This is a genomic window from Ekhidna sp. (assembly GCF_965247405.1).
GTDB lineage: Bacteria > Bacteroidota > Bacteroidia > Cytophagales > Cyclobacteriaceae > Ekhidna.
The window spans coordinates 1,927,228-1,953,651 of record NZ_OZ252014.1; the positions used below are offsets into that span (position 1 = coordinate 1,927,228).

Annotated in this window: 30 protein-coding genes; 16 read left to right on the forward strand and 14 right to left on the reverse strand. The window is 42.8% G+C overall.

Going from position 1 to position 26,424, the window contains the following annotated elements:
• Positions 1-30: 30 nt before the first annotated feature.
• The 4 genes from ACP14Y_RS08650 to ACP14Y_RS08665 all read left to right on the forward strand — a co-directional run bounded on the left by ACP14Y_RS08650 (position 31) and on the right by ACP14Y_RS08665 (position 6,229).
• Complete coding sequence (locus tag ACP14Y_RS08650; protein WP_424962562.1) at positions 31-2,895, forward strand: FAD-binding and (Fe-S)-binding domain-containing protein; 2,865 nt, start codon at positions 31-33, stop codon at positions 2,893-2,895.
• 76 nt (positions 2,896-2,971) lie between these two features.
• The gene (locus tag ACP14Y_RS08655; RefSeq protein WP_424962563.1) at positions 2,972-4,642 is read left to right on the forward strand and encodes a M1 family metallopeptidase; all 1,671 of its coding nucleotides are present in this window, start codon (positions 2,972-2,974) and stop codon (positions 4,640-4,642) included.
• A 63-nt stretch (positions 4,643-4,705) separates the two neighbouring features.
• Positions 4,706-5,524 carry a LytTR family transcriptional regulator DNA-binding domain-containing protein gene (locus ACP14Y_RS08660; protein WP_424962564.1) on the forward strand — a complete coding sequence of 273 codons (819 nt, stop codon included), beginning with the start codon at positions 4,706-4,708 and terminating at the stop codon, positions 5,522-5,524.
• Positions 5,525-5,611: 87 nt separating this feature from the next.
• Positions 5,612-6,229, forward strand: coding sequence for a DinB family protein (locus ACP14Y_RS08665; protein WP_424962565.1), 618 nt, complete (start codon positions 5,612-5,614; stop codon positions 6,227-6,229).
• Positions 6,230-6,493: 264 nt separating this feature from the next.
• On the opposite strand, the gene ACP14Y_RS08670 is transcribed toward ACP14Y_RS08665, so the two are convergent.
• A complete protein-coding gene (locus ACP14Y_RS08670) occupies positions 6,494-7,282 on the reverse strand; it encodes a PhzF family phenazine biosynthesis protein (RefSeq protein ID WP_424962566.1) in 789 nt (262 codons plus the stop codon).
• A 200-nt stretch (positions 7,283-7,482) separates the two neighbouring features.
• Between ACP14Y_RS08670 and ACP14Y_RS08675 the strand changes: the two genes are divergently transcribed.
• The 3 genes from ACP14Y_RS08675 (at position 7,483) to ACP14Y_RS08685 (ending at position 8,639) form a co-directional block, all read left to right on the forward strand.
• Positions 7,483-7,665 carry a hypothetical protein gene (locus ACP14Y_RS08675; protein ID WP_424962567.1) on the forward strand — a complete coding sequence of 61 codons (183 nt, stop codon included), beginning with the start codon at positions 7,483-7,485 and terminating at the stop codon, positions 7,663-7,665.
• 131 nt (positions 7,666-7,796) lie between these two features.
• Positions 7,797-8,066 carry a hypothetical protein gene (locus ACP14Y_RS08680; RefSeq protein ID WP_424962568.1) on the forward strand — a complete coding sequence of 90 codons (270 nt, stop codon included), beginning with the start codon at positions 7,797-7,799 and terminating at the stop codon, positions 8,064-8,066.
• A gap of 138 nt (positions 8,067-8,204) precedes the next feature.
• Positions 8,205-8,639: a YHS domain-containing (seleno)protein gene (locus tag ACP14Y_RS08685; protein WP_424962569.1), complete on the forward strand. Its 435-nt coding sequence runs from the start codon at positions 8,205-8,207 to the stop codon at positions 8,637-8,639.
• A gap of 107 nt (positions 8,640-8,746) precedes the next feature.
• On the opposite strand, the gene ACP14Y_RS08690 is transcribed toward ACP14Y_RS08685, so the two are convergent.
• The gene (locus tag ACP14Y_RS08690) at positions 8,747-9,046 is read right to left on the reverse strand and encodes a GIY-YIG nuclease family protein (protein ID WP_424962570.1); all 300 of its coding nucleotides are present in this window, start codon (positions 9,044-9,046) and stop codon (positions 8,747-8,749) included.
• A 186-nt stretch (positions 9,047-9,232) separates the two neighbouring features.
• On the opposite strand from ACP14Y_RS08690, the gene ACP14Y_RS08695 reads away from it, so the two are divergent.
• A complete protein-coding gene (locus ACP14Y_RS08695; RefSeq protein ID WP_424962571.1) occupies positions 9,233-10,558 on the forward strand; it encodes a flavin-containing monooxygenase in 1,326 nt (441 codons plus the stop codon).
• Here the strand turns inward: ACP14Y_RS08695 and ACP14Y_RS08700 are convergent, their stop codons facing one another.
• On the reverse strand, positions 10,559-11,551 hold the full coding sequence (locus ACP14Y_RS08700; protein WP_424962572.1) for a hypothetical protein: 993 nt from the start codon (positions 11,549-11,551) through the stop codon (positions 10,559-10,561).
• Positions 11,552-11,670: 119 nt separating this feature from the next.
• The gene (locus ACP14Y_RS08705; RefSeq protein WP_424962573.1) at positions 11,671-12,426 is read right to left on the reverse strand and encodes a DsbA family protein; all 756 of its coding nucleotides are present in this window, start codon (positions 12,424-12,426) and stop codon (positions 11,671-11,673) included.
• Positions 12,427-12,526: 100 nt separating this feature from the next.
• On the opposite strand from ACP14Y_RS08705, the gene ACP14Y_RS08710 reads away from it, so the two are divergent.
• The 4 genes from ACP14Y_RS08710 to ACP14Y_RS08725 all read left to right on the forward strand — a co-directional run bounded on the left by ACP14Y_RS08710 (position 12,527) and on the right by ACP14Y_RS08725 (position 16,514).
• Positions 12,527-13,093 (forward strand): RNA polymerase sigma factor, encoded by a 567-nt coding sequence (locus tag ACP14Y_RS08710; RefSeq protein WP_424962574.1) that lies wholly within the window; start codon positions 12,527-12,529, stop codon positions 13,091-13,093.
• Positions 13,080-13,466: a DUF6768 family protein gene (locus ACP14Y_RS08715; protein ID WP_424962575.1), complete on the forward strand. Its 387-nt coding sequence runs from the start codon at positions 13,080-13,082 to the stop codon at positions 13,464-13,466. Before ACP14Y_RS08710 ends, ACP14Y_RS08715 begins: the two co-directional genes overlap by 14 nt.
• Positions 13,467-13,552: 86 nt before the next feature.
• On the forward strand, positions 13,553-13,873 hold the full coding sequence (locus tag ACP14Y_RS08720) for a PadR family transcriptional regulator (protein ID WP_424962576.1): 321 nt from the start codon (positions 13,553-13,555) through the stop codon (positions 13,871-13,873).
• 28 nt (positions 13,874-13,901) lie between these two features.
• Positions 13,902-16,514 carry an ABC transporter permease gene (locus tag ACP14Y_RS08725; RefSeq protein ID WP_424962577.1) on the forward strand — a complete coding sequence of 871 codons (2,613 nt, stop codon included), beginning with the start codon at positions 13,902-13,904 and terminating at the stop codon, positions 16,512-16,514.
• Between the two features lies 1 nt (position 16,515).
• Here the strand turns inward: ACP14Y_RS08725 and ACP14Y_RS08730 are convergent, their stop codons facing one another.
• The gene (locus ACP14Y_RS08730; RefSeq protein WP_424962578.1) at positions 16,516-17,028 is read right to left on the reverse strand and encodes a DUF350 domain-containing protein; all 513 of its coding nucleotides are present in this window, start codon (positions 17,026-17,028) and stop codon (positions 16,516-16,518) included.
• A 21-nt stretch (positions 17,029-17,049) separates the two neighbouring features.
• A complete protein-coding gene (locus ACP14Y_RS08735; RefSeq protein ID WP_424962579.1) occupies positions 17,050-17,859 on the reverse strand; it encodes a transglutaminase-like domain-containing protein in 810 nt (269 codons plus the stop codon).
• Positions 17,860-17,946: 87 nt separating this feature from the next.
• Here ACP14Y_RS08735 and ACP14Y_RS08740 point away from each other — a divergent pair, with 87 nt between their 5' ends.
• A complete protein-coding gene (locus ACP14Y_RS08740; RefSeq protein WP_424962580.1) occupies positions 17,947-18,411 on the forward strand; it encodes a BLUF domain-containing protein in 465 nt (154 codons plus the stop codon).
• On the opposite strand, the gene ACP14Y_RS08745 is transcribed toward ACP14Y_RS08740, so the two are convergent.
• Positions 18,395-19,291, reverse strand: a complete 897-nt coding sequence (locus ACP14Y_RS08745) for a hypothetical protein (protein WP_424962581.1) — start codon at positions 19,289-19,291, stop codon at positions 18,395-18,397. The two genes, ACP14Y_RS08740 and ACP14Y_RS08745, sit on opposite strands and share 17 nt — an antisense overlap.
• 84 nt (positions 19,292-19,375) lie before the next feature.
• Between ACP14Y_RS08745 and ACP14Y_RS08750 the strand changes: the two genes are divergently transcribed.
• Both ACP14Y_RS08750 and ACP14Y_RS08755 read left to right on the forward strand, forming a co-directional pair.
• Entirely contained in the window at positions 19,376-19,834 is a 459-nt protein-coding gene (locus tag ACP14Y_RS08750; RefSeq protein ID WP_424962582.1) for a BLUF domain-containing protein, read from the forward strand.
• A gap of 46 nt (positions 19,835-19,880) precedes the next feature.
• Entirely contained in the window at positions 19,881-20,327 is a 447-nt protein-coding gene (locus ACP14Y_RS08755; RefSeq protein ID WP_424962583.1) for a DUF6265 family protein, read from the forward strand.
• On the opposite strand, the gene ACP14Y_RS08760 is transcribed toward ACP14Y_RS08755, so the two are convergent.
• The 6 genes from ACP14Y_RS08760 to ACP14Y_RS08785 are packed head-to-tail and all read right to left on the reverse strand — an operon-like array spanning position 20,308 to position 24,446.
• Entirely contained in the window at positions 20,308-21,474 is a 1,167-nt protein-coding gene (locus ACP14Y_RS08760) for an MFS transporter (protein ID WP_424962584.1), read from the reverse strand. The two genes, ACP14Y_RS08755 and ACP14Y_RS08760, sit on opposite strands and share 20 nt — an antisense overlap.
• Positions 21,474-22,487 carry a glycosyltransferase family 2 protein gene (locus ACP14Y_RS08765; protein ID WP_424962585.1) on the reverse strand — a complete coding sequence of 338 codons (1,014 nt, stop codon included), beginning with the start codon at positions 22,485-22,487 and terminating at the stop codon, positions 21,474-21,476. Before ACP14Y_RS08765 ends, ACP14Y_RS08760 begins: the two co-directional genes overlap by 1 nt.
• On the reverse strand, positions 22,488-23,192 hold the full coding sequence (locus ACP14Y_RS08770) for a TIGR04283 family arsenosugar biosynthesis glycosyltransferase (protein ID WP_424962586.1): 705 nt from the start codon (positions 23,190-23,192) through the stop codon (positions 22,488-22,490).
• Complete coding sequence (locus tag ACP14Y_RS08775; RefSeq protein WP_424962587.1) at positions 23,189-23,593, reverse strand: VOC family protein; 405 nt, start codon at positions 23,591-23,593, stop codon at positions 23,189-23,191. Before ACP14Y_RS08775 ends, ACP14Y_RS08770 begins: the two co-directional genes overlap by 4 nt.
• Before the next feature lie 2 nt (positions 23,594-23,595).
• Complete coding sequence (locus tag ACP14Y_RS08780; RefSeq protein ID WP_424962588.1) at positions 23,596-23,940, reverse strand: DUF4260 domain-containing protein; 345 nt, start codon at positions 23,938-23,940, stop codon at positions 23,596-23,598.
• A gap of 23 nt (positions 23,941-23,963) precedes the next feature.
• On the reverse strand, positions 23,964-24,446 hold the full coding sequence (locus ACP14Y_RS08785) for an SRPBCC family protein (protein ID WP_424962589.1): 483 nt from the start codon (positions 24,444-24,446) through the stop codon (positions 23,964-23,966).
• 82 nt (positions 24,447-24,528) lie between these two features.
• Here ACP14Y_RS08785 and ACP14Y_RS08790 point away from each other — a divergent pair, with 82 nt between their 5' ends.
• A complete protein-coding gene (locus ACP14Y_RS08790; protein ID WP_424962590.1) occupies positions 24,529-25,308 on the forward strand; it encodes a carboxypeptidase-like regulatory domain-containing protein in 780 nt (259 codons plus the stop codon).
• Here ACP14Y_RS08790 and ACP14Y_RS08795 read toward each other — a convergent pair.
• On the reverse strand, positions 25,305-26,378 hold the full coding sequence (locus ACP14Y_RS08795) for a DUF3089 domain-containing protein (protein ID WP_424962591.1): 1,074 nt from the start codon (positions 26,376-26,378) through the stop codon (positions 25,305-25,307). The genes ACP14Y_RS08790 and ACP14Y_RS08795 overlap by 4 nt on opposite strands.
• Positions 26,379-26,424: the final 46 nt, after the last annotated feature.

Below are 26,424 nucleotides of genomic sequence, written 5' to 3' on the forward strand. Positions count from 1 at the left end.
GAAATGGGGTGAGTTGATTAGGTTTGAACGATGAACTTTTCGGGACTTCAAAAAGAGCTAAAAGGAGAGCTGCACACTGGTGAGGCCATCCGTCGAATCTACGCTACGGATGCATCAGCCTATCGCGAAGTTCCGGAAGCTGTAGCGATCCCAAAGGATGAAGAAGACCTCAAAAAACTCATTCACTTTGCAAGAGAAAATCAAACGTCATTGATCCCGAGAACTGCCGGAACCTCCTTAGCAGGACAAGTTGTAGGCGGTGGGATCGTAGTGGATGTCTCCAAACACTTCACTGAAATTCTAGAAATCAACATTGAAGAGGAATACGTCTGGGTGCAGCCTGGGATTGTACGAGATGAACTCAACCGAGAATTTTTCACGCACGGCTACTTTTTTGCTCCTGAAACCTCCACGGCCAATCGTGCAATGATTGGAGGGATGATTGGAAACAATAGTTGTGGATCAAATTCCGTAGTGTATGGAAGCACTCGTGAGCATTTGATTGAAGTTAAAGCGCTACTTTCAGACGGTTCGGAAGCCCATTTCAAAGCCTCCGATGACTTAAGAGGTTCCTCTGAATTAGAAAATAAGCTCTACCAAAACATCTCAGATATTCTTCTTGATGCAGGAAATGTCATACGCATAAAAAAGGAATTTCCCAAGCCGGACATCCCACGAAGAAACACCGGCTATGCCCTGGATTTACTGGCAAACATGCAGCCCTTCAATCCGGAAGGAAAACCATTCAACTTCTGCAAACTCATTGCCGGATCAGAAGGGACATTAGCGTTTGTGACAGCCGCTAAGTTGAAGATCACCAAAATCCCAGAAGGACATAAGCGTTTGGTGTGTATTCATACCAAAACGATAGATGATGCATTGAAAGCCAACCTCATTGCCCTCAACTATCGTCCCTATGCTTGTGAGCTGATGGACCACTACATCCTGGAAGCCACCGCCCGAAACAAGGAGCAGGCCGCCAACCGATTCTTTGTGGAAGGAGAACCGAAAGCCATCCTCGTAGTAGAGCTCATAGGTGAGACTGAAAAAGAAGTAGACATACGAATACTTAATTTTTTGACCGAACTGGGCAAGCAACGACTGGGATATGCCTTTCCAATTATCAAAGGAGACGACATAGTCAAGGTTTGGAGCCTGCGTAAAGCCGGACTGGGATTGCTTTCCAACATTCCAGGCGACACCAAGCCGGCTCCTGTTATTGAGGATACAGCAGTAGATGTAAAGGATCTTCCGAATTACATCGGCGACTTCAATAAAATTCTTCATAAGCATGGCTTGTATAGCGTTCATTACGCCCATGCCGGCTCAGGTGAATTGCACCTCCGTCCGTACCTAAACCTCAAGACAGAAGAAGGAGTCAGACTTTTCCGAACCATTGCGGAAGAAATTGCTGATCTGGTAAAGAAATACAACGGCTCCCTTTCCGGCGAGCATGGTGACGGACGTTTACGTGGAGAGTTTATTCCAAAGATGATTGGAGAAGAAAATTATGAACTGCTTAAAAAAGTGAAGCAGGCCTGGGACCCTCACAACATTTTCAATCCGGGCAAAATTGTTGACACTGCTCCAATGGATACTTCGCTCAGATATGAGAAGAATCAGGAGACTCGTGAATTTGAGACCATGCTGGACTTCTCCAAGGATCAGGGCATTGTCCGGTCCGCTGAATTGTGTAATGGTTCGGGTGACTGCCGTAAATCCGAGCTGACAGGAGGAACGATGTGCCCTAGCTACCAGGCTACCCGTGATGAAAAAGACACTACCCGGGCTCGTGCCAATATCCTGCGCGAAATGCTCACCCGATCGGAGAAAGCAAATCCGTTTGAGCATGAAGAAATCAAGGAGGTAATGGATCTCTGCCTTTCATGTAAGGGCTGTAAGCGTGAGTGTCCTTCCAATGTGGACATGGGCAAGCTGAAGGCTGAATGGCAGTACCAATCCATGAAAGAAAAAGGGGTGCCTTTCCGAACCAAGATGATCGCTAACTATGCGAAGAGCATCGAGAAATTCGAGGTAGCCCCATGGGCCTTTAATCTGACCCGAAACTTGTCCAAACCCTTGCTGGGCTTTGCATCCAAGCGATCCATTCCGAAGATGGCGAATCAAACCTTGCGATCATGGTTTGATAAAAAATTCCATTCGCTTCAGCGAGAGCCCAAGAAAACGGTCTACTTCTTCTTTGACGAGTTTACCAACTACCTCGACGTAGAAATTGGTAAGAAGGCGATCATGCTTTTGGATCGTATGGGATATGAAGTTCGGGCTGCCAATCATGTCATCAGTGGTCGGGCTTACCTTTCCAAAGGGATGCTGGAAGAAGCGAAGGACTTGGCACAAAAAAATGTGAAGCTATTCCACGATTTATTGAAAAAAGATGTCTGTCTGGTGGGGATAGAGCCATCAGCGATTCTCACATTTCGGGATGAATATCCGGATCTGCTACGAGGCAAGGAAAAAGAACAATCATTGAAAGTGGCGGAGCGAACGTTCACCATTGAAGAATTCCTGGCCAGGGAACTGGATGCTGGAAATCTCAAATCAGAAGATTTTCCAAGAAAGAAACAGAAAGTGCTGGTACATGGACACTGCCATCAAAAGGCACTCTCGTCCATGACACCAACGATGAAAATATTGAAAGCTGCCGAGGGATTTGACGTTCAAATGATACCCAGTGGTTGCTGCGGCATGGCCGGTTCCTTCGGTTATGAAAAAGAGCACTTTGAAGTTTCTATGAAAATTGGTGAGTTGGTACTTTTTCCCAAAGTACGAGAAGCAGAAAAAGATACGATCATCCTTGCTTCCGGCACCTCATGTCGTCATCAGATTCTGGATGGGACTGGTAAAGTGGCACGGCATATCGTGGAGATTTTGTAAGTGTAAATTTCCTCTTAACGTAAGCGCATCTAGAAATAAGGCATTAAATTACCTTATCACCCATTTTGGAAGCTAAATGAAAAAACTCCTTCTCCTCATCATTGTGTCGCTAGTTGTCGGTGCATGCAGATACAAACCCTTCGTCAAATATTATTTTCCCAATAAGAAAGAAGGGTTTCCGCGATTCTCTAAACGTGATTACCTGCAAGGTGAAGCCAACCGTCTAAGAGCTTATGACATCACCACCTATGATTGGTATGTCAAAGTAAACCCTGAGGAAGAACGAATTGAGGGCACCATGCGCATCGATTTCGAAATGGAGATGGCGCAAGATTCTATTCTGATTGATCTGCACCGAAAATTCAAGGTTGGTAACATTGAAAGCTCCATCCCTCTAAAAACATGGAAGCACAAGAAAGATCTGATATTCATCGTCTTCAATGCTCAAGCGGAAGAAGGCACTGCGGCATCCCTAAAAATCTCTTACGGTGGTAAGCCGGCCAACATTGCAAATGAAGGGCCTATCCAGTGGCAAACAGACAGCAAAGGGAACCCATGGATCGGTACACAAACCGAAGGTGTAGGTGGTCATTACATGATGCCTTGTAAAGAACTTTTATATGACGAACCAGAACGATGTATTATCCGTGTTGAAGTTCCTAATCCACTTGTGGCAGTGGCTAATGGCAAGCTTGATAGTGTGACAATCAATGGCGCTAACCGAGTGTATCATCACTCCGTCCTTAATCCCATCAACATTTACAACATCTCGTTCAACATCGGGATTTATGAAAAAATTACTTTCCCCTATACAGATATCACCGGCAGGGAACGTGAAATTGAGGTCTATGCACTGAGCCATCAAATCGATACAGCTCGATCATTTTATTCGCAGACTCCTTTGCACCTGAAGGAACTCGAAGAACTATATGGTCCCTTCCCTTGGTGGAGGGATGGGTGTAAAATTGTGCAGTCTACGCTCGGAGGTGGAGCCATGGAGCACCAATCCGCTATTTCTATGGGCTCCTATTTTTATAATGACTATGCCCCACCCGCTTATTCATTAAAAGTGAATGCTACACTCATCCATGAGCTCGCTCATGAGTGGTGGGGAAATCTGGTTTCCGGAATGGACTACTGTGACATGTGGTTGCATGAAGGATTTGCAACCTATTCTGAGGCGTTGGTTGTGGCTAAGCTTTACCAACCGAACTATTACGATCACTACATTTGGAACCTCCCCAGATATGTGGACAATGAGCGCCCGGTCTTAAAACCCTGTGGTGTCCGGTACAACAGCTGGGTAAGTCCAAAAGATGCTGATATCTACTATAAAGGAGCATTGATCCTCCATACGTTGAGAAGACAACTAAACGATGATGAGAAATTTTTCTCCATTTTAAGAGGTGCTCTGGATCGATATGCCAGGCAAAACATTAGCACCGAAACTTTCATTTCGTATTTCAATGAAATGTCTGGTAGAAATTTTCAACCACTTTTCGATGTTTATTTGAAAGAAAAATCGCCACCTGTTCTTCAGTATGCCTATGATTCTATTCAGTCAACGTTGAAGTACAAATGGAAAACCGGATTTAAGGACAACTTCCCATATACGGTCATTGCTACGGTTGGAGAAAATAAAGAGACCTTAATCCCAACTAATGCTATCCAGACAATGAAAGTGGCATCTCACCCCTCCTTTAAAATTGAAGATTTTGGCTATATCCTGACAGAAGAATTGGAATAATTTCTCTATCCACTCATGTAATAATCATGGTCTTCTCATCTCCAAAATGGTTAAATTCATATCATGACTATTGCGCTACCACACCAAAAAATCAAACTCAGTGATAACACCGTTCGTCGTTCATTGATGGTGCTTTTGGCTTTTGTCATGACGCATCTGATTACCTATCAGAAGCTGCCATTCTCACCGGACTATCAATTCCCATTTATTCCTTTCACCATCTTCCTGATTTATGGATTATTTATCTGCGAGACGAATACCTGGAATTATCGTAGGCTTTCAAAAAAATCAAAGCTTGGAAATGATCTGTCTTCTGTCCTTCTGATCATTCGAACCAACCTGCTTTATTGCACGCTTATTTTCACGATCCTCAGCATCGGCCAAATGCTGATATTCCAATACATCATGGATCCATTCCGATTTGTAGGTTTGCTGGGTGTCTGTCTGATGATTTCATTGATCGAAACAGGCGTATTTATTCTGAGAGGATATGCCAAAGGCAATGGAACACTCACCTTCAATAAGCTGGCGTCTACATCTGATACGCTCACCATTGTAAGAGGCGGAGAACTTCGAACCATTGAGGAAAATGAAGTTTCATGCTTTGTCCATCAAAATGGGTGTGTTTTCCTTATTGACACGGATGGTAACAAGCTTGTGACACAGTACGAATCGTTGAGTGAAGTGGAAGAGAAGCTTTCGAATCGGTTCTTCCGTGCCAACAGGCAAACCATCATCTCCAGACCAGCTATCCGTGCCTTGCAAAAGGATGTGAACAATAAGCTCAAGATCCAATTGGAGCACCTTTCGACATCCATTAATGTCAGCCGCTATAAAAGTCGGGAGTTAAAAACCTGGTTCAGGTCTGACCATTCAGTCTGAAAACAGGTACCACTCAACATCTCAATTCCATTTTTCACAGTCAGAAAAGGCTTCCAGGCGTTAGGATTGGCTAAAAAATCTAATGCTATGAAAAAACTATTGAGTACAACCATGCTAATGGTCATCTGGATCCTAGGTTCTTCTTTCGGTGGGGAAAATGAGACACTTACCAAGGAGGACAAAAAAGAAATCATCAATTACCTGAAGACAAGCCAGTCGGACTTGATTGAATCCATTAAAGGATTGACTGATGAGCAATGGACATTTAAACCTAATGAGGAGAGCTGGTCGGTAGCAGAAATATGCGAGCACATTATAAAGGCCGAGCCCGTTGTTTTGAAGCGAGTGGTCAACCTAGAGGGGATGGAGTACAAACCGGATCAGGTGGAGGGATACAGAGAAAAGGGAAATGAGATGATTGAGTTTATCGTGGGTCGATCACAAAAATTCCAGGCTCCTGAGCCGATAACACCGGAAGGTGCTTACAAAACACCCGCCTCATTTATTGAGGCATTTAAAAGCAGAAGGTCTGAAACAAAGGGCTTTGTGAAGGCGCTGGACAAGCCAGTGAAAGCATACTTTGAAAACTTTGGTCCGGTGGGTGAGGTCAGTGGCTATCATTGGCTGATGTTTATTTCTGCTCATACCGAGAGGCATCATGCGCAGCTAAAAGAAGTTTTGGCTAATCCGGATTTTCCAATTTGAGTTTGTAGTAGAGTAGTTGTTACGTCATCGCGATTTGCAATTTTAATCGTCATTCCGAGCAAAGCGAAGGAATCTCATGCTTCATGGGAAGATTAAGATTGCTTCACCCTGCCTGTCGGCGGGGTTCGCAATGACGGTTAAAAAGACCCGTATTCCCTTGGGAGGATAACTATTGTTATCCGAGTCATGGGAATCTCATTTTGTATTGCAAAGATTCCCAAGTCTCACTCGTGCCTCGCTCGCAAGGGAATGAGGGATGATTATTTATACCTCAATCTCCCCCTTCATATAGGTTACCGCATTTCCGGCGATCAGCACCCGATCTCCTAAGTCGGTGCAGTTGAGATAGCCTTTTCTCTCAGATAATTGATAGGCGATCATCTCGTTCTTACCTAGCTTCTCCGACCAATACGGAATCAATGAGCAATGTGAGGAACCGGTGACCGGGTCTTCAAAGACTGAACCTCCGGGAAAGAAGAAACGTGAGACGAAATCCACTCCATCTCCCGGCGCGGTGCAAATGATTCCTCCCTTATCAAAATGCTCGGGGCTGAGCAGGCTAGCATTTACTTTCAATGAACGAACGTCTGCTTCGGTCTCATAGACCATCACATAGTCCCTGGATTTCAGTATTTCTTTTGGCGCATGATTAAAGGCCTGAAGCAACCCTTCCTTCATTTCGGCTGGTTCCGGCTTTCTGGAAGGAAAATCCAGTTGCAACAAGTGGTCCTTACGTTTCACTACCAACGGCCCGCTCATCGTCTCAAAATCGATCTGATCTTTGGTATATCCCAGGTGATTGTAAATCACATGCGCTGAAGCAAGGGTTGCATGCCCACAAAGGTCGATCTCAAACTCGGGGGTGAACCAGCGAAGGTCAAAAAAATCTCCCCGATCCTGAAAAAAAGCAGTCTCAGACAGGTTGTTTTCGATGGCAATCTTTTGCAACACATCATCGATGGGCCACTCGTCCCCAATGGGGACAACTGCCGCCGGATTTCCGGCAAAAAGGTGATCTGTAAATGCGTCGACTTGGTAGATAGGTAGCTTCATATTCTTAAAGATAAAAATCACAAGTCAGGAAAAAGATAGATGCTGAAATAAATTCAGCATGACAAACTCTTTACAAAGTCACCCTGAGGCTAGCCGCCCGCACTGCCTCAGGTCTATTGTCCAAAAAAGAACGATTTTGAACGAACCTGTCCGCTTATAGTACAGATAACTCAATCGTTTTTCTAATCGTAAAATCTTTCATGAAAATACTACTCTGGTTCATCCTCCTCGTCATCTGCTGGCCGTTAGCATTAGCCATTTTGTTCTTTTATCCGATCATTTGGATGCTTTTACTTCCGTTTAGAATCCTTGGATTTGCTGTAGAAGGGGTCTTTGCATTTATCCGGGCGCTGTTTATGCTGCCGGCGAGGGTGCTGAGTTAATTTAGTGAACATACTAAATATACCCAACCTCTACCGTTTTTTGGAATAGTTTATACAACCCCCTTACCCCCTTTGTTAAGGGGGAATAACAGCACTGATGTTTTGCGCTGGATTTCGATTAACTTTAATACATGACGCAGAATCAAAAATTGCATGCCATTCTGAGGCATCTGGATTATATCTCTAATCACCGAAGCAAAAGCACTTTGACGGCTTCTGATGTTTCCAGGTACTTCTTCAAAGAATTTGAAGTGGAGATTCCCATTAGTGAAGCCAGACGCCTGTGTCAGTTGTTGATCGATACCAATGTCGTGTCTGATGTGGATGCCTCCGATGAGGTGTGTATTGGCTATAGCAAATCAACCTCCGATGCGCTGAAAAGTGCAAAGTACATGGATTAGGAATATCATGCCAGATATCTTTCCATTAAATCCCTCCCCCTAACCCCGAAACGTCGGACCGCCTCCAAAAGGGACAGCCAGCAGACAAACGCACCTTCTCACCTCATCCTTCCTCATTCATTTCCGTATCATCAGATTATGAAAAGCATTGCAACTACACTTTTGCTGTGCTTCGGGTTCCTGTCATCAGCGCAAAAAAGCCCGACGTACACCACCAGTGATGGAGCCATCAAAGGCTATGATCCGGTGGCCTATTTCACTCAAGGCCAACCAACAAAAGGCGATCAGTCATTCTCGTTTGAGTGGAACAAGGCAAACTGGTATTTCAGCACGCAGGAAAACCTGGATGCCTTCAAAGCCGATCCGGAACAGTACGCTCCTCAGTTTGGTGGGTACTGTGCGTATGCGGTTGGCAATGGCTACACGTATGAATCAAATCCTAACGCCTGGAAGATTGTGGATGGCAAGCTCTATCTCAACTACAGCAAGGGCATTCAGAAAAAATGGGAAGCAAACCAGACTGAGTTTATAAAGAAGGCGGAGGAGAATTGGCCAAAGGTGATTGAGGAGTGAGATCCTTCGCTGCGCTCAGGATGACACTTCGATCATAATTCAGAGAGATTCGACCATTTAGAGCTTCTTAATTCTCTCTGTGCTGTCATGCTGAGGAACGAAGCATCTCAATCAACCTCATCATTTAAAAACCTCCACTCAGGATTGAACTCATTGATTAAGGCCACTTTTTTAAATCGCTTCCATCCTTTTATTTCATGTTCTCTTTCGATAGCATAATTGACATATTGATGTCTTTCCCAGAATACAAGATAATAGCAATTGTATTTTCCCGCAAAAGTCTTCTTGGCACCCATTGCATCTTCTTTATGCTGCTCTAATCGAGTGCGTAAATCATTCGTCATTCCTGTATAAAGGACTTTACGAGATTTATTTGTTGTGATATAGGTGAAATAGTTGTGGTTCATATCTCTAAATATAATTAGATCCTTCGCTGCGCTCAGGATGACACTTCGATCTTCATGCGGAGCAATTCGATCATGCAGGGCTGCTCAATTCTTTCTGGGCTGTCATGCTGAGGAACGAAGCATCTCAATCATTACACTGTCTTGCTTGCACAAAACATTTAATCACTTCTCGTTATCTTCAACCCCATGAAGCGAAGAGTATGCGTGATTGGAGCCGGGCCTTCCGGGATTACTGCCCTCAAAAACATTTTAGACGAAGAAATCGAAACGGTCTGCTTCGACCGCAATGATCGGGTTGGTGGCAACTGGATTTACAGCGAGAAACCCAGTCATTCCAGTGTGTTTGAAACCACCCATATCATCAGCTCCAAATTGCTGTCGCAATACGAAGACTATACCTGGGACGATCATGGGGAAGAGGTAGCAGACTACCCTTCACACCAGCAACTGGCTAGCTATTTTCAAGGGTATGCACGTCACTTTGGTTTGCTCGATCATATCCAATTTGAAACGACCGTCAAACAAGTAGAACGTATTTCTGAAGAAGAATGGAAAGTCACAATTGAAAATAAAGACGGCCAGCACGTTGAAACATTCTCTGATCTGATCGTCTGCAACGGGCACCACTGGAACCCGCGTATGCCGGAATATCAGGGGACTTTTGATGGCGAGTTTCTCCATTCACATGATTTCAAAAAAGCTGAGCCTTTCCGAGATAAGCGCGTGCTTGTAATTGGAGGTGGCAACTCTGCGTGTGATGTGGCTGTGGAAACCAGCCGGATAAGTAAAAAAACCAGCATCAGCTGGAGACGAGGCTACCGGATCATTCCCAAGTTTATGTTTGGCAAACCATCGGATGTTGTTGGATCAGGTATGACCTGGCTACCAGTGAAAATCAGAAGTCTGCTTTCCCAACTGCTCATCCGCATTTTCATTGGTCCGAATAAAAATTATGGCCTGCAGGAACCGGATCATAACTTTGGGCAGACACACCCAGTGATCAACGATGAGTTGCTTTATCGCATCCGACATGGCAAGGTTCATCCCAAAGTAGATATTGAAAAACTGGATGGGCACACCGTCCATTTCAAAGATGGGAGCAAGGAAGATGTCGATGTTATTATCGCCTGTACGGGCTTTATTATCTCCCACCCATTTTTGGATGAGTCACTTATCAACTATAGTGACGGTCCTGTTCCCTTGTATTTAAAAATGATGCATCCCACGATGGATAATTTATTCTTTGTGGGGCTGTTTCAGCCGCTTGGCTGCATCTGGCCCGGGGCGGAGCTACAAGCCAAGATCATTGCCCGACAGCTTTCAGGTAAATGGAAGCGACCAAAAAACATCGAAAGGCTCACAGAGAAAGAAGTCTCCAATCCACATTACAAACAGCTAAAAACGCCAAGACATACGATCACGGTCGATTACCATGTTTTCAGAAGACAGCTTCTGAATGAGCTTCCGAAAGACTGGGTTGCTAAAGAAAGAAAGGATGCACAGCCCGCCTGATTATCGTTTCTTGGCAAATGAAGTCACAATCCCGAATTTGATCCCTGTCACATTCATATTATCAACATGATAGAAAGGAATAGAGACGGCAGTGAATATTCTCAGATTTACCGTGGAGTTTCTATTGATCAAAAAACCTCCACCCAGATAAGCTCCAATTCCGGACTTTGACTCTTTGTCACCCCATTCTGCATCTTCTTGCTTTATGGTGGTATATCCATATTCCATTCCACCATTTACGAAGAAGGTTGAGCGCTTGCGCGTAAGGGGATAGGTCACCCCTAGTGAAACTCCCCCGCTTTGCATTTTCTGTCCCGGATTGCTGTGATTAATGGAAATCGTTGAAGAGGGAAACAATTCAAAATCAAAGTTGAAAAGCACCGTCGAAGCATCGTAGGTGTAGGCCAATCCAAAACCGGATAATGTGCTTTCATTCGGAATGGCTTTCCCACCGAGCATGACTCCAACAAAGTGATTGACCCTGATCTGTGCCAACTCAATTCCTTTTTGGTCATAGGTTGTCACCTCATCGATTTCAATATCCGTTTTTGCGGTCCTGCTGGTAAAAAACGACCGGCCTAAGCGGGACAGCAATGGATCAAGGTCTTGCTCGGCTGCTCCTTTGGCCATGTCGTGCCAGACTTGTTCCATACTGGCAGTTTCATACACGCCCAATGAAATAATGTACACCCCTTGCAGAAAATGAATTTCCCCTCGCATAAAGAACCGTGCTTTTTGCTCGGTAGCATTGACAACAGATTGCTGCAGAGATTCCCGACTCAGGTATCCATCGGCTCCAATGCGCTCATCCAAAAGGATCGTGTAGCTGTGGTTGTCTTCTATATACGATTTAATGAGCTTGGAAGTGGAGTACTGCAGGCCAGCGGTGGGTTCTTCCACATTGATCAGTTCAAAGCCTGGAAAGTAAACAACGTTCTGGGAGGTAGCTAATTGAAAACAAAGTGAACAGAGCAGAAATAAATAGGCTTTCATGTTGGCTGTGGGTTTTGTGTTTGCTCTAAGGGACTTAATACAAAACCCTCCCCTAACGACGAGATCAAAAAGTGAAAATAAAGTTTGAATGCTTAGGGGAATCGAAGATTTCTCCTGCCTTATGCGTTTTTCTCTGATTCAGCTTCTCGCTCAATCGTCTTCTCCACTTGCGCCTTCATCTGCTCGAAAGTTGCATATCCATGGGCGATCATAAACAGCTGATCCTGATGTAGCAAAACAATGGTGGGATAACCCTGGACCCCCCATTGACGGTTGAGCATAAATTCATTTCGGGTCTCGTATCGCACCTCCTCGCTCTCAAGTCGCTCTAGAAATTTCTGATAATCCACTCCAAAATTCTCACAGATGCTTTGGTAGAATTCATTGGTTCCGGGATCTTCTGATTCCATGTAAAATTTGCGCTGAACTTCCTCAAAGAACTCCATCTCCAACTCATTCACAAGCGGGCGAGCAGCCACTACCGCCCGACAGGCAGGCTCAGTGTCATAATTAAAATCATCAAGCTCCATGAGCTTATATCCAAAAGGCTGACCACTCATTTCGGTCACATGGCCCCAATGCTCTTTTAGAAAATCCTTCATTTGATCATTCCATGGGTCGCCCCCTCCTGGTCTGAGGCCACCCACCACGACTCGATAGCCTACTTCTTTGCCTCTGTAATAATCACGAAGTTTAATGAGGTCTGGTGAAATGCCCCAGCACCACGAGCACATGGGATCTCCTACATAGATGATTTCTGTCTTTTCTGTCAGCTTATGCTGTCCGATGGATTGAAGGTCTTCAAACGTGGATGGCGTACAAATGCCGGTTTCTGGATCGCAATACGGATTCATGTAGCTCAAACACCCAGACACGCAATTGAGTTTGCCTCCGCCTCGATTTTAACTGTTAATCTGTAGATTGATAATAATTCAGCGGAACCTTTCCTGATTTCCATCGACTAGAGGTTAGCAAATGAAAACTTCGGATCAAATAATTGAAGAGTGGCTGGTGATTAATTGCCAGGCTGGTGATCGCAAAGCCTTTGAATTATTAGTGAAACGGTGGAACCCCAAAATGCTGAACAGGATGTACCATACGACCAAAGATGTAGATGCTACAAAAGATATCGTGCAGGATGCCTGGGTTACAATTATTAGAAAAATCAAAACCCAGAACGATCCGTGTGCATTTCCGGGCTGGTCGCTTCGTATTGCTACTAATCTGGCTATTAGTTGGATTCGATCTAATCAAGTCAATAGAAAAAGAGAGGACATTGGAAAGACAATCCAGTCCGATTTTGCCGAAAAAAGTAATAGCCCCAATGAGGACACTTTGAACACATTAAAGAATGCGATCAATGAACTATCAGAAGAGCAAAGATTTGTCATACAGCTGTTCTATCAGGAAAACCTTTCCATTATCACTATTGGAGGATTGCTGAAGTTGCCTGTAGGAACAATAAAATCAAGACTCTTCAGGGGACGAGAACATTTGAAAAAAATATTAGAAACAAAACTGTATCAAGATGAAAAAGAATGAGGAAATCGATCAGATGATCAAAGAAGCATTGTCTGAAGATGAAAAAGAGTTGTTTAACACATATGATGAACAAAGTATGTTCCAAATGCTTGGTGGCCTGTTTCAGGGTAAAATGAAGTGGCTCAACGCAGGGATTCTGATTGTTCAATTTGTGTTTTTTGGTTTCGCAGTTTACTGTGGCTATCGCCTGCTGAGCACATCAGATGCAGCGGAGATGATCCCATTCGGAGTTGGGTTAATGTTTTTGCTCATGGCCATCGGTATGTTGAAGTTGTTTCAATTTATGGAAATGCATAAAAACGCGACCATCAGGGAGATTAAACGATTAGAGTTACAGGTATCTGTTTTAGTGAAATCCCTTAAGAAAGACTAGCCATGAAGGATACATTATAAGTTTTTTCTCCATTTACGAAACAAATGATTTATTATTACGTCTTCATTTAAGAATTATATAAAATCATGAAAGGAACACACCTCGGAGAATTTCAGGAAATTGTAATGCTTAGCATCCTCATATTAAAGGATAATGCATATGGTGTTACCATCCAGGAAGAAATCGACCACCGAATGGGGCGCAAGATTAGCAGAGGGGCATTGCATACTGCACTCACTCGACTGGAAGAAAAAGGGTTCATTTCCTCAGACTATGGGGAGCCGACCTCAGAACGTGGCGGACGAAGAAAACGATACTATGAAGTAACCAATAAAGGACTGGCCACTTTGCAGGAAGCGAAGGAACTGCGCGAAGGCATGTGGGATCTGATCCCAAAACTGACCTAATCAAAAAAGACTCAAAAGGACTACTATTATGAAACATCCCGAGATACCCCCTCTAGCCTATAAGCTCTTCAAGTGGTTTTGTAAAGACCACCTATTCGAAGAATTGGAAGGTGATTTGGAAGAGACATTTCTGGTCAATAAAGCAAAATACGGATTAAAAAAAGCACGTCGCATTTACACCCGAGAAGTGCTGAAAATGATTCGCCCCTCTGTACTGGACAAACCTAAATCAGGACCGGGATATCAGGCTGCTTTGATCGGTAGTTATGTTACCATTTCCCTGCGAAATTTAAGAAGACAGAAGCTCTTTTTGTTTATCAACATTTTCAGTTTATCAGTGGCTATGTCCAGTGGACTCCTGGTAATAGGTATGATCTCAGACCTATTGAAGTTTGATGAGTTCCACGAACACAAGCATGAAATCTACCGGGTCATTTCCTCCCCAACCTATCAATTCAGACAGCTTGAAGTACAGGCCTCTTCCCCTCTGGGATTGGGTCCGGAGATTAAGCAACAGATTCCTAATATTCAGGTCACACAACTGGGAAGAAGGTTGCAAGGAACTGCCACTGCAAACGATAAGAAAATCTTCATTAAAGGCATTTATGCAGATGAGAATTTCTTTGATTTTCTTACTTTCGATTTACTGAAAGGAAATAAACAAAATGTTCTGAAAGACCCCTTTTCAATCCTGATAACAACGGGATTTGCTAAAAAATCATTTGAAGGTCTCAACCCCGTTGGCGAAACCATTGATATTGAAGGGCTGGGGACTTTTAAAGTTACCGGTATTGTGGCAGACCCTCCACAATTCTCTCATTTGCAATTTGAAGCCATTGTTTCGCTGAGTACTACTTCGATTCTTGCTCGTCAGGGTACTATCGATAAGTCTCATGACCAATGGGAGAACCTGGATCGCTATTATAACTACCTATACATCCCGCAAAATGAGCAGAAAGCCAATGTAATTGCATGGCTGGATAATAATGCGCCGACCTATTTTAAAGATCCTGACAATTTCAAAGCTTCCTTTCAACTCCAACAAATAAATGAAATTGTTCCTGGTCCTAACATCAGTGACTCAATAGGGCCCAAAATGATCTATCTGCCCATTATCATACTTTCGGTAATTGCCGCGGCGATCTTGCTATCCGCCATTTTTAATTATACCAACCTATCTATGGCTCGATCGCTGCGAAGAGCAAGAGAGGTCGGGGTAAGAAAGCTCAATGGTGCTAGTCGTGCCTCTATCTTCGGGCAGTTTACGGTAGAGGCCATAATCCTATCACTTTTGTCACTTGGTTTGGGCATCCTTCTTTTCCGTGTTCTTCGAAATGGGTTCATTGAAATATTGCCCCGAGCAGAGGAGATGGTCACCCTGGAGCTGACCCCTCAGCTGATTGGGTGGTTTGTTCTATTCGCGATTGCCACGGGTTTGATTGCCGGATTAAGTCCTTCGCTATTTTTCTCACGCTTAAGTTCTTTACGTGCGCTGCGTTCCGGAAAAATGCTCAAAGCGCTTTCAGGAATCAATTTTCGGAAAAGCCTGATTGTGGCCCAGTTTACACTAAGCATCATATTCGTTATGGCTGTCGTCATTACGCACAAACAATACTCCTATTCCTTGAATACCGATATGGGCTTCAACAAGGATAATATTCTAAATGTGAAGGTTCAGGGTAATGACCCGCAAATTCTGAAATCTGAATTAATGAAGCTGCCAGAAGTATCAAATGTCTCGTTCTCATCCTACATTCCCGGAGTAGGAACCTGGAACAATCTACAACTGGTAGACGCAAGAAATCAGGATTCAATATGGGTACATCACATCGACGTGAACGACTCCTATCTGGAAAACATGCAAATTGATTTGGTGGCCGGAAGAGATTTTGTGCCAGGAGAAAATGAGGTGCGTGAGTCCACCATGTTGGTCAATGAGACCTTTGTGAAAAATTTTGGCCTGGGTTCACCTTCGGATGCTTTAGGAACCGTTTTCAACATTGAAGGAGAGTCGGTTGAAATCGTTGGTGTCATCCAGGACATTATTTATGCCAACCTGGAAGAATATATCAACAGCTTTGTCATCAGAAATACCGGAAGCTACCAATATGCCAACCTAAAAATTGCGAGTTCTGATATTTTAGGAACGCTCAGTGTTGTAGAGGCAGTATGGGATGAAATTGATGCCAATCATCGAATGGAAGCAGCATTCATGGATCGACAAATTGAGGACTATTACGAATTTCTTGTTGACTTTATGAAGATCTTTGGATTCATTGGATTCCTGGCAGTCTCCATCAGCACACTGGGTTTATTGGGTATGGCAATCTATTCCACTCAAACGCGCTTGAAAGAAATTGGCATCCGAAAAACGTTTGGAGCATCCGAAAGAAAACTCATTTATTTATTGTCGAGAGGGTTCTTTAAAATGGTCATATGGGCCATCCTGATTGGTACGCCTATCTGCTATTTCCTTTTTGATAAGGTCATATTAGCTCAGAATGTTTATCGCACACAGATTACCCTTGTAGAAATTGGTAGCAGTATCATTGCGCTCCTTGTGCTTTGCCTGGCGACCATTGTGACGCAAACATGGAGAGCGGCCAGAACCAATCCCGCTGCGGTATTAAGAGATGAATAGTTTAAATCGGCGGCAGTTCCGGGTATGGTACTATCGACTCTATTAGAAGTATCACTCCATTCTTAGTTAGGAGGGTGAGTGTGATGAGTATGCTGCTAATGATGAGGGAGACACCCACATTGTTATTTCTGATTTCTTCAAACTCACTGATAGGAGTCAACTTGCTGTAGAGAAAAGTGCTGATCAGCCCAATTAAGATGGTGGCGGCATAGGCGATCGCAATGTAAACGGCCCCAATGGAAATATACTCGAAGGCCAGCATGAAACTATTTGAACTTTGATTGAGCAGCCTGAATGATGAAATCAACGGCTGAACGATCCCACTAAGCATAATACCAACAGAAATAATGATCGCTGATACAAATATGCTGTACGATAAATTGTAGTCTTTAATGTCATAATATTTCCGCCCCACCCATTGCACAATTTTATAGGTAAGCGCCAGGATAAAGATGCCAATTGTGATGGCTGAAACGATCTCAATGAGTGCTAATATGGCCAGGTTTGGATTCATGATTCTTCAAAGTTACTTAATTCAAATGGTCGGTTGATCGTCGTTCACCAAAGCAATTTTCCAATAATTGATATTGTTGGAATTTGGAGGCAGCATGCCCAGTGGCCACCCTTTCCCTGTCGTTTCCCAGAAATAATATTTTTTTCCTTCATGCTTCAAATAATCTCCGGACGCTGGAATATTTAATGCCAACATTGCATGTGCGTATTCATCACTTATTACAATCATTGGGTCAAACCCCATTTCATTTAGAATTGCAAAAATGAGCACCGCTCGAGTATCACAATCACCATAAAGTGAATGAATGAATTCATAAGGAGAGAGAATTCCCAGAGCAATATTTCCAATGCATGGTTTTCCTTTATTATTCGTCTCTGAGCAGTCTTCAGCTCTTACATAGCTGTATGGTATATCCTGAACGAAGGTCACGACCAGCTCTGCCAACTCTATCCGATTGAGCGATTCCTGTATGGAAATTTCTTTAAGTGAATCTACCAAAAATCCAATGTTACTATCTCTAACAAGCTGTTCGTAGACCGAGCCCCAGAAATTCTCATAGGAATAATCCATGCTATATAGGATTTCATTTCTTGCTCGACCAGTCGCCAGACTGACGGACTCCACCGATATATAACTGGCACAGAAAGACTTTGAGTAGTCTGCAAAATCCCAACTCCTTTCATGCATACGGTGCTCCCCTGAATTGATGACTTCAAAGGCATCCTGACAAAATACAGGGTCCTCTACCGATTCATTGATGAGGGAAATAACACCTGTGATGATCAAATAGACCACTCCAAGAAAAACAAAAAAACGTATGAGCGCTTTCATTGGTTAAATATCTGAAAAGTAGATTTATTCTCCGGTATTGATTAGTGTCTGCATCATATTTACTTACTTTATGAAAAGCATTTTTTGATGATCTATTACATTATATACACAAGTACACCAAACGGGAATGTGACCCCCGAAGTACTCAATGATATCACCCAGGAATCTATTAAATGGAACTCACAACAGAATATTACAGGTATGTTGCTGAACGTTGAGGATAAGTATTTTCAGTTTTTGGAAGGTGAAGAGATGCAGGTGCGAAAGCTTTTTGATATGATTAAAGGAGATTCCAGGCACACGAATGTCACAATCAGGGTTCAGGGATACTCAAACGAACGGGTTTTTACTGAATGGTCCATGGGGTCATGGATGCTCACTAACAAAGAGCTGATCGAACTTTCAGGTTTGAAAGACCTAAAGGCATATTTAGACGATCCAGTAAATAATAGCCTACAATCAAAAAAGTTTATATCAATGATGAGCAATCTGCTGCAGACCTGGATTTCTCACGAGCCGGAAAGAGCAAAGCGACTCAAGAGTGATCACTAAGTTTTTGATACTGGTTATAAATCAATAGAATCAGCACACCAAAAAGCACAGCAGTTATTATTAAAGCATTTCTCAGGAGTCCCTCGCTACTAAAAGAAAGCCTGAGCAGTATGGTAGAGACGATAAAACCCGAGTTTCTAATCACGCTACTGAATCGGTCGGTATGAAACAATGAAATCAGAAGAAGCAAAACATCTGTTAAAATCAAAACGGTAAAGAATTCATCAAAAAAGATGTTGTTGATATCGATGGTGAATGTCGATTCTGATGAGGTGTTTGCAAGACCATCCAATACCCATACCCCCAGGCTGTAACTAGCCATTAGGAGAAAAACAGGTACCAGCACAATAGCCATGATTTCCTTTCTCGAAATCAACTTTTGAACCTCTGAAGAGACAGGAGCTTTATCTGTTGTGAACTTTTTTCTGTTCAGCTTATGAAACTGATAAATCAGAAAGAAAAGAATGAGTGTCGTGATTAGGTCATAGGTAAACTGCAGGTCTCCTCTGTCTTGAAACCAATTGGCCGAAAAGTCCAGCAGTGAAAGGTCTTTAAAAAGAGCCCGTATTACAATCAACGTAATAATTTCGTATTGCTTGATTATGTAATAAGAAGTTGATTTAGGAATATGGTATACCAGCAAGTATACTTCGTAGATCAATATGAAAGAGAAAGGGGTGTAAATCGCAGCGATCGGATCCTTGAGCAACGGAGGGCTACCTTTCACTTCAAGGATTCCAACATCCACCAGCAGAATCAAAACAACGTGAATGAGAAAGCTAATGATGGAAGCGAAAACAATCCAACGCTCTCCTTTTTGCTTTATCCTTTCAGACAAAAAGGCATCATAAAGAACCTGGTGTATGCGGGATCGATTCACTGCATTTAAACTCCAGTAAAGGCTCAGTGTTTATTTTAGATCAATAATTCAGTAACTTGTTAATGCGCATATCGCTGAAGGCCGATGGTTTTCTATTTGATTTATACCAGCACACCACGAGGGCCAATCACCCCTCACACCTTGGAGGAAATCACATTGACGTCCATGTCTAACAATAAAGCCAAGGGAATAACCGGCATGCTGCTCGGAATTGAAAACAAGTATCTTCAGTATCTCGAAGGAGGAGAAAAAGAGGTTACGTTATTGATGGAAAATATCAAAAAAGACCCAAGACATCAGATGGTAACCGTGTGGATTCAGGGGTTTACTGAGGAGCGTGTCTTCTCTGATTGGTCAATGGGCTCCTGGATGATGAGCAATGAGGAACTAGGAAAATTGTCCGCTTTAGACGATTTGAAGAATTTCCTACGAGATCCAATGAATAATGAACATCAATCAAAAAAATTCATTGCCATGATGAATGGTTTACTTAAAACCTGGATTGCCCATGAGCCTGAGCGAGTAAAAAAATTGAAGAATTAGTGTCCATACTACCTTGGTTGTTTCGTCAACTCACAAATATTAAATCATGAAAAAGCAATTAGTCCTATTGTTCTTATTCGGTCATTTGCTCTGCGTTGCACAGGAAGCAAGTGTTCCGTATGCCTGGCTTGCCGGAAACTGGATTGGGGATGGTTTTGGTGGCACCTCCGAAGAGGTTTGGTCTGCACCCTCGTCAGAGGGTACGATGATGGGTACCTACCGTCATCACAAAGGAGACGGAACACTCAATTTTTATGAATTCATGGTGATGGACTCCACTGGCCTGCGTTTAAAACATTTCAATCCGGATATGACCGGCTGGGAAACAAAGGAAGATTTTGTCCACTTCAAAGCAATTGAGTTTAAAGAAAACATGATTGTCCTGAAAGGGTTGATTTTCGAACGAAAATCTGATACTGAAATGGAAATCCGGTTAGACCTTAGAAATGGAGATAAGCAGTGGACGGAGGTTTTTAAGATGAAGCGGAAGTAGCACCTCTTAAGCTAAAAAATCCGAAGATTGGACCTATTACAAGTACCCAGGTCGCATACGTTGGAGCTGATCCAACAAGCCAGCTCAATAATTGTATGCTCACGATTGTAATAGCAAACCCCATACATGTGACAATCGTCAAGGCGGTTCCTTTTAGCTCAGGTTTAGCATTCTGTGCCACTAGAGAAGAAAAGAGTGGCGAGTCTGCAATAACTGCAAGTCCCCACACCAAAAGAAATCCAATAAAAATTGATTTATGAGCAAAAAACAGGAATGGACTTAAAAGGCAACAAATTCCCGAAATTGCTAGAGAAGTGGCAGCTACCCTTTTCTCACCAAATATTTCTGATAGGTATCCTCCAACAATACATGATATAGCTCCACCTCCGATAATCAAAAAGGAAAGCAGAGAAATATTCGTATTAACATCATTAAGCTCATTATAGTAAACCATCATCGCCGGGACAAATGCCCAGAAAGCGTATAGCTCCCACATATGCCCGAAATAACCAAAAGCCGCTGCTTTAAATGGTCGATTTTCAAAGACTTTCATAGCCGCCTTTAACTTCAGTTTAGGTCCTTGTTTTCGGTAAGGTCCGTTCGGAACAAAAAGCAAAATCAATAGGCCACCAAAAACAGCCAGCCCGGAGGTGGAATAGATCACTCCCGTCCAGGAGTATGACAGTTCTAAACTGGCCAATAGATGAGGGAGCGCTGTGCCCAAAACCAGAGCACCAACCAGAAAGCTCAATGCTTTCCCCAGCCCTTTTTCAAAATAGTCCGCTGCTATTTTCATCCCAACAGGATAGATGCCCGCCAGGAAGAAGCCAGTTAAAAAACGAGAGACGAGGACTTCAGAAAACGACACCTCCAATACAATGAACATATTACATGTAGCACCCAATAGTGCGCTGAAGAAAAACACTTGGGAAGGAGGAAACCGATCGACAATGGTGAACACTGCGTACGTCAATGTTCCGACAATAAATCCAAACTGAACCGCACTCGTGACGTAACCCAGATCAGATTGCTGCAGATTTAATTTCATCAAAAGGTCTGGCATCACTGCATTACCAGCAAACCAAAGCGAGGTACACATGAATTGTGCAACGACTATGATTGGAAGGATGTAAGTCTGATGCTTCATCAGGCAAAGAACCAAAAATCTTCAACGGGTTTTTTACCCCATTTTGTAAGCTGCTTTCGTATTTCTACTTTTTCTTCTGGTGACGTAACGACAATTAAAATCTGAGGATGATCAAAATCAGGAATGCTGTCCTGATGTTGGATGGTAATTCCATAAACATCCTTCCCTACTTTTCGCTTGTTATCGCATACCCAGTGAAAGGTGTCTTCCTCTTCCAAAAGAAGCTTGGCCAGATCTTTCCCGTTTCTACCAGCTCCCCATAAAACCAGCGGACGATCCCGATCTCTGTCAATCTGATAGAAGTATTTCAGCTTTAAATCAAAGTATCGGTTGTCTTTGTATTCTTCCCAGGTTCTCGAAATTCTATCCGATCGGTCTCTCCAATAATGAAGCACCTTGTCAACACCATGCACTTTTAGCCGGTTCTTGTAAAAGCGGAAACATAAATCATAATCCTCCGGATAAACTTCCGGATTGAATGCATTGACCTGATCGAAATCTTCTTTATGGATGATCCAACAATGAGATGGAATCACACACTCCTGATAGATTTCCTGATAATGTTTTTCTTCTTTTGCCACCTCATTAAGCCATTGCTCATATCTTCGAAAGCCGTCTCCTACTTCCCCCTTATCAACAAAATGCTCTGTTCCTCCAGCGATGATGTGACCTTTTCCATATTTCAGCCACTCGTTTACTAACACCTCCAGCTTATCATCCGGCATGAAATCATCCGAATCCATACGGTTAATCAACTCACCTTTTGCCTGTGAATAACCCTCTTTCAATGCAGGAATCAATTTCTCCCGTCGACTATGTACGATTTTAATGCGGTCGTCTTTTTCCGCGTACCATTTCATAATATCCGGTGTTCGATCAGAAGAATGATCATTAACTGCTATCAACTCCCATTTTTTGTAAGTCTGCCGTAGAATGGAGTCCAGACATTTTGGAAGGTAGGGAGCGGTATCTTTGGCCGCCATAATAATAGATACGAGGGGTTGCTGGTCCATCTAATCAGTTAGGTTTTTACTCCAGTATTTCTCGGCATAGGGAGAAACCGGAATCCCTAAATTAAAACGAATGAACATATTGAGGTCAAACCAGAGCACCTTAAAAAATCCATGCTCCTGGAATCTTCGCGGAGAAGTGCGAATACCTGGGCGAAGCAGAGCTAGCTTTCCAACTTTACTGAGTCGCCGGCATAAGAATGCAGTTTCCATCAGTGGCTCATTTGGAACACCACCAACATCATCGAAGGGTTTTTTTCTTAAGAACACCGCCTGGTCACCATAAAAGACCTTACCAAATCGATAACGAATCCGGTTGCCAACAGATATAATCCACAATTTCCAATCCGGCCGATCAAAGGCAAATTCAAACGCCCCGCCTATAATTTTTGGTCTCTTGAAAGCGGACAAGATCATTTTGTCAAACCCTTTGGGCAACAGGGTATCGGCATCTAAAAACAAAAGCATTTCACCTTTAGCCTTTTCTGCACCGTAATTCAGACTTGCATGTTTTTTTAAAGCAAACTCAGGCATTTCATAAAGCTGGACTGGCAAATCATTTACTGTTTGTCCAGTCCCATCCGTACTACCTGCATCTACAATAATGACCTCAAGATTAGATTTATCAGTCGCCACATTCAACAAATGCAACACGGTTTTACGCACGTATCGTGCTTCATTTAATGTCGGAATGATGATTGAAATCACGCCTCGCTGATCTTAAAAAGGTGACCATCAGGGTCTTTGAAAAAGGCACGAATCTCCTGACCCCAATTCACTGGAGGTGTTAGGAAATTTGCTCCTCTCTCTTTTAAAGTTTCATAGCACCCCATGCAGTCCTTGACGCGAATGGTAAAGGAGTGACTCACAAGGTTTGAATTTTTTGGCGGCACAAATTGCGTGTTAGGTTTATCGATCGTTTCTCCTCCTGAGGTAACGAGCAAGATCCAATTGTCCAAAAACTTCAATACACATGAATCTCCGCCATATTCACGAAAAATTTCTGCGCCCAATACTTTTTGGTAGAATTTTTTTGACCTGGTCATATTCGAAACCACCAGGATGGTGGTTAATGCCATGTCATTAGTGGGGAACGGTGCTTTTGCCATGATTATAAATTTCCAAGGTGCGTATGTTTAAAGTTATCACTAAACTTTAACCCATATCCGAAAATACGGTCCATGCTAGCGTGACCGAAAAGGATAATTCCTGTTAACAATATTTCTTCAGAGATTGCCACCCACCCAAAAACTAATATCAACAGGGCAATACCCTTATGATGGAACAAATTGTAAGTAAATGCTCCTACTTTAGGATTTATCAAATAACCTAGCATACCAATATCAGGGGTTAGTATCAGCAGCAGGAATACCCACCAGGCAAAATCGAGCAAACTAAAAAGGTAAATAGAGAGGAGGAACATGGCCAGCTCCTCCAGCTTAATGAGGTTTTTCATTGTAGAAAGATAACTCACCCTAACTATCCCTTTCCAAACATTAGCTCCAACACTTTCACACGATATTCAAAAATCCCTTTTAGTTGTTTTCTCACAAAAAGTGCTTGCGCAATAGCTCCTAGAAATCCGAAAGGGATTTTATAGGTGACCTTATCGGTCATGAGAACACCATTTTTATTCTCATCAAAATGATGTTCATGATGCCACATGCTATAAGGCCCAAATCGCTGCTCATCCACAAAAAATTTCTCTTCATCCACATGAGTAATCTCTGTAACCCAGTTGGTCTTAATGCCTGGAATAGGAGCCACTCGATAGCTGATGATCTGTCCTGCATACATTCGGCCAGTCTCTCCAGAGGTAATTTCAAATCCCATGTGATTGGGAGTGATCTTTTCAAGGTTTTCCGGAGAAGAAAAAAAGTCCCATGCCTCAGACAACTTTATCGGCAGCTGCTGCATTACTGTTAATGTATAGATGCCGGAATGCTTTTTGATTTGAACCATGATTTGTTAACCTGCTTTTGCATAAAATGTTAAATAATCCTAAATCAAAAATTTGTGCGCAATTAAAATGGATATTTGACGGATGAAAACGGTCCTGACCATATCGTTTCTACTCATACTAGGTGCTGCAAGTGCGCAGCGAGACTATGTCTATGGTGTGGTGCGAGACAGCCTGAGCAGTGAGGAAATGATTGGCGTCCACGTTCGCAACATAGACGCAGGCCAGCTCACCTCCACCAATGAGGAAGGTAAATTCAAAATGCCGGCACAGATTGGTGATACACTTGTTTTTTCCAGCGTTGGACACAAAACGTTAGCATGGATTGCAGACTCAACCTGGTTCAATGAAGAGGAAATTGAGTTCCTTCTTCCCGTAAATACCATATATCTTGAAGAAGTAGTAGTGGGTGAATTTCCCGAGTATGAACGCTTCAAAGAGGAGCTCATAAAAATGGAAGTTGAAGACACATCATTTCAAATTTTCGGGGTTCCAAAGGTGGTCATGGATCCTTATCCTCAGCTTGAAAAAAATGAATACTTAAATCCGGTATTTGTCTTTTTCCATCCTGTTTCTGCTCTCCACCATTCCTTTAGCAAAAAGGAAAAGGAGAAGCGTAAAATGCAGCAGATCAGGAAACGTCAGCATATTACATCTAAAGCTTATCAAAAATTTACACGTGAATGGGTCGCTAAGAACACCAAATTGGAAGGCGATAAACTTACTAGCTTCATGGATTACTGCGACTTCTCAGTTGATTATCTCGCAAGCGCCACCTTGTTCGACATACACCAACGAATGATGGCATTACTTCCGGACTTTCTGGAAGAATATGAGGATAAAGAAAAATTCAAAGAAGGCTAATCTGGCTTATTTTCTTCCAGGTATGTCTCCACACGTTCGGCTACATTCTCTCTAATATTCATATAAAACAGGTTGTAGTCTACAATATGGTATCGCTTCCAGTTGATGAGAAATTTCCAAAAATACCTTGGCTTATTTACCCATAACATACCATCCATATTTTGAGCATCTGACAGGCCCGGCCTGATTTTTTTGAAATTTCTAAGCACCCCTCCTCGATTAGCTCCCCATGAGACATAGGTAGTATCAGTAGTCCAGCTCAATGGATTTACGTTCAGCGCATCCCCATACCAAAACTCATGTTGAGGTGGATAATAATCCCTGATATAGGTATTCCATGTTAACCAACAGCCCGTTTCCTTTGGATCATCACATGGAGAGATGTATGAGAAGGTGCCTTTATCCAACGGCATTCCTATGATATATGCCGCAACAAGCTTTTCCATTAAAGGCCGACTCTCAAAAAAGTCCCGAAGGAGTTTTACCGCATGATTGGTTCCCTGGCTATGGGAGGCAATAATGATGGGTCGTCCATTATTCCAGTTTTCCAGGTAATATTCAAATGCACGTTTGACATCTGTATAAGCAAAATCCAGTGCCTCCACTTTTAGTGGTAGATTATCATTGTAATACACTCCAATATGTGCCTGCCTATAAATAGGCGAATAAACTTTTGCTGAAGCATTAAAAACACTTGCCTGATTCCTTATGGTAGATTTTGCAATTTCTTTGTTGAGCTTTTCGTCATTCACATCAGCAAACCATGGATGGTCTTTCTCCTGTTTTTTAGAATAAATAGTAGGGTAGATAAAAAAAACATCCACTTCAGCATTGTCCTGATATTCTTTAAGCTCACCTTTTCCGGGTACCTCATCAGCCATATCCTGAACATCCGGATGAGCTATCCAATATTTCATCTGATTATAATCAGGGGCTGGTGGCACCAGCTCCAAATCATCTCGGTCATATTTGGTTTTAAATTTCTTCTTCGACTGTGAAAACGCATTGAGTGAAAGGAAAAAAATCAGTAATCCACCCAATATTTTTATATAGGTTGTGCTTATGGACATATAAATTTTATAAATAATCTAAATAGTAGATTTAAGTTAGTTAAAG

What these genes read in the sequence shown, in the direction of transcription:
- ACP14Y_RS08650 (WP_424962562.1), top strand. Translation starts at nt 31, where the DNA reads ATGAACTTTTCGGGACTTCAAAAAGAGCTAAAAGGAGAGCTGCACACT.
- ACP14Y_RS08655 (WP_424962563.1), top strand. Translation starts at nt 2,972, where the DNA reads ATGAAAAAACTCCTTCTCCTCATCATTGTGTCGCTAGTTGTCGGTGCA.
- ACP14Y_RS08660 (WP_424962564.1), top strand. Translation starts at nt 4,706, where the DNA reads ATGACTATTGCGCTACCACACCAAAAAATCAAACTCAGTGATAACACC.
- ACP14Y_RS08665 (WP_424962565.1), top strand. Translation starts at nt 5,612, where the DNA reads ATGAAAAAACTATTGAGTACAACCATGCTAATGGTCATCTGGATCCTA.
- ACP14Y_RS08670 (WP_424962566.1), bottom strand. Translation starts at nt 7,282, where the DNA reads ATGAAGCTACCTATCTACCAAGTCGACGCATTTACAGATCACCTTTTT.
- ACP14Y_RS08675 (WP_424962567.1), top strand. Translation starts at nt 7,483, where the DNA reads ATGAAAATACTACTCTGGTTCATCCTCCTCGTCATCTGCTGGCCGTTA.
- ACP14Y_RS08680 (WP_424962568.1), top strand. Translation starts at nt 7,797, where the DNA reads ATGACGCAGAATCAAAAATTGCATGCCATTCTGAGGCATCTGGATTAT.
- ACP14Y_RS08685 (WP_424962569.1), top strand. Translation starts at nt 8,205, where the DNA reads ATGAAAAGCATTGCAACTACACTTTTGCTGTGCTTCGGGTTCCTGTCA.
- ACP14Y_RS08690 (WP_424962570.1), bottom strand. Translation starts at nt 9,046, where the DNA reads ATGAACCACAACTATTTCACCTATATCACAACAAATAAATCTCGTAAA.
- ACP14Y_RS08695 (WP_424962571.1), top strand. Translation starts at nt 9,233, where the DNA reads ATGAAGCGAAGAGTATGCGTGATTGGAGCCGGGCCTTCCGGGATTACT.
- ACP14Y_RS08700 (WP_424962572.1), bottom strand. Translation starts at nt 11,551, where the DNA reads ATGAAAGCCTATTTATTTCTGCTCTGTTCACTTTGTTTTCAATTAGCT.
- ACP14Y_RS08710 (WP_424962574.1), top strand. Translation starts at nt 12,527, where the DNA reads ATGAAAACTTCGGATCAAATAATTGAAGAGTGGCTGGTGATTAATTGC.
- ACP14Y_RS08715 (WP_424962575.1), top strand. Translation starts at nt 13,080, where the DNA reads ATGAAAAAGAATGAGGAAATCGATCAGATGATCAAAGAAGCATTGTCT.
- ACP14Y_RS08720 (WP_424962576.1), top strand. Translation starts at nt 13,553, where the DNA reads ATGAAAGGAACACACCTCGGAGAATTTCAGGAAATTGTAATGCTTAGC.
- ACP14Y_RS08725 (WP_424962577.1), top strand. Translation starts at nt 13,902, where the DNA reads ATGAAACATCCCGAGATACCCCCTCTAGCCTATAAGCTCTTCAAGTGG.
- ACP14Y_RS08730 (WP_424962578.1), bottom strand. Translation starts at nt 17,028, where the DNA reads ATGAATCCAAACCTGGCCATATTAGCACTCATTGAGATCGTTTCAGCC.
- ACP14Y_RS08735 (WP_424962579.1), bottom strand. Translation starts at nt 17,859, where the DNA reads ATGAAAGCGCTCATACGTTTTTTTGTTTTTCTTGGAGTGGTCTATTTG.
- ACP14Y_RS08740 (WP_424962580.1), top strand. Translation starts at nt 17,947, where the DNA reads ATGATCTATTACATTATATACACAAGTACACCAAACGGGAATGTGACC.
- ACP14Y_RS08750 (WP_424962582.1), top strand. Translation starts at nt 19,376, where the DNA reads ATGGTTTTCTATTTGATTTATACCAGCACACCACGAGGGCCAATCACC.
- ACP14Y_RS08755 (WP_424962583.1), top strand. Translation starts at nt 19,881, where the DNA reads ATGAAAAAGCAATTAGTCCTATTGTTCTTATTCGGTCATTTGCTCTGC.
- ACP14Y_RS08760 (WP_424962584.1), bottom strand. Translation starts at nt 21,474, where the DNA reads ATGAAGCATCAGACTTACATCCTTCCAATCATAGTCGTTGCACAATTC.
- ACP14Y_RS08765 (WP_424962585.1), bottom strand. Translation starts at nt 22,487, where the DNA reads ATGGACCAGCAACCCCTCGTATCTATTATTATGGCGGCCAAAGATACC.
- ACP14Y_RS08775 (WP_424962587.1), bottom strand. Translation starts at nt 23,593, where the DNA reads ATGGCAAAAGCACCGTTCCCCACTAATGACATGGCATTAACCACCATC.
- ACP14Y_RS08780 (WP_424962588.1), bottom strand. Translation starts at nt 23,940, where the DNA reads ATGAAAAACCTCATTAAGCTGGAGGAGCTGGCCATGTTCCTCCTCTCT.
- ACP14Y_RS08785 (WP_424962589.1), bottom strand. Translation starts at nt 24,446, where the DNA reads ATGGTTCAAATCAAAAAGCATTCCGGCATCTATACATTAACAGTAATG.
- ACP14Y_RS08790 (WP_424962590.1), top strand. Translation starts at nt 24,529, where the DNA reads ATGAAAACGGTCCTGACCATATCGTTTCTACTCATACTAGGTGCTGCA.
- ACP14Y_RS08795 (WP_424962591.1), bottom strand. Translation starts at nt 26,378, where the DNA reads ATGTCCATAAGCACAACCTATATAAAAATATTGGGTGGATTACTGATT.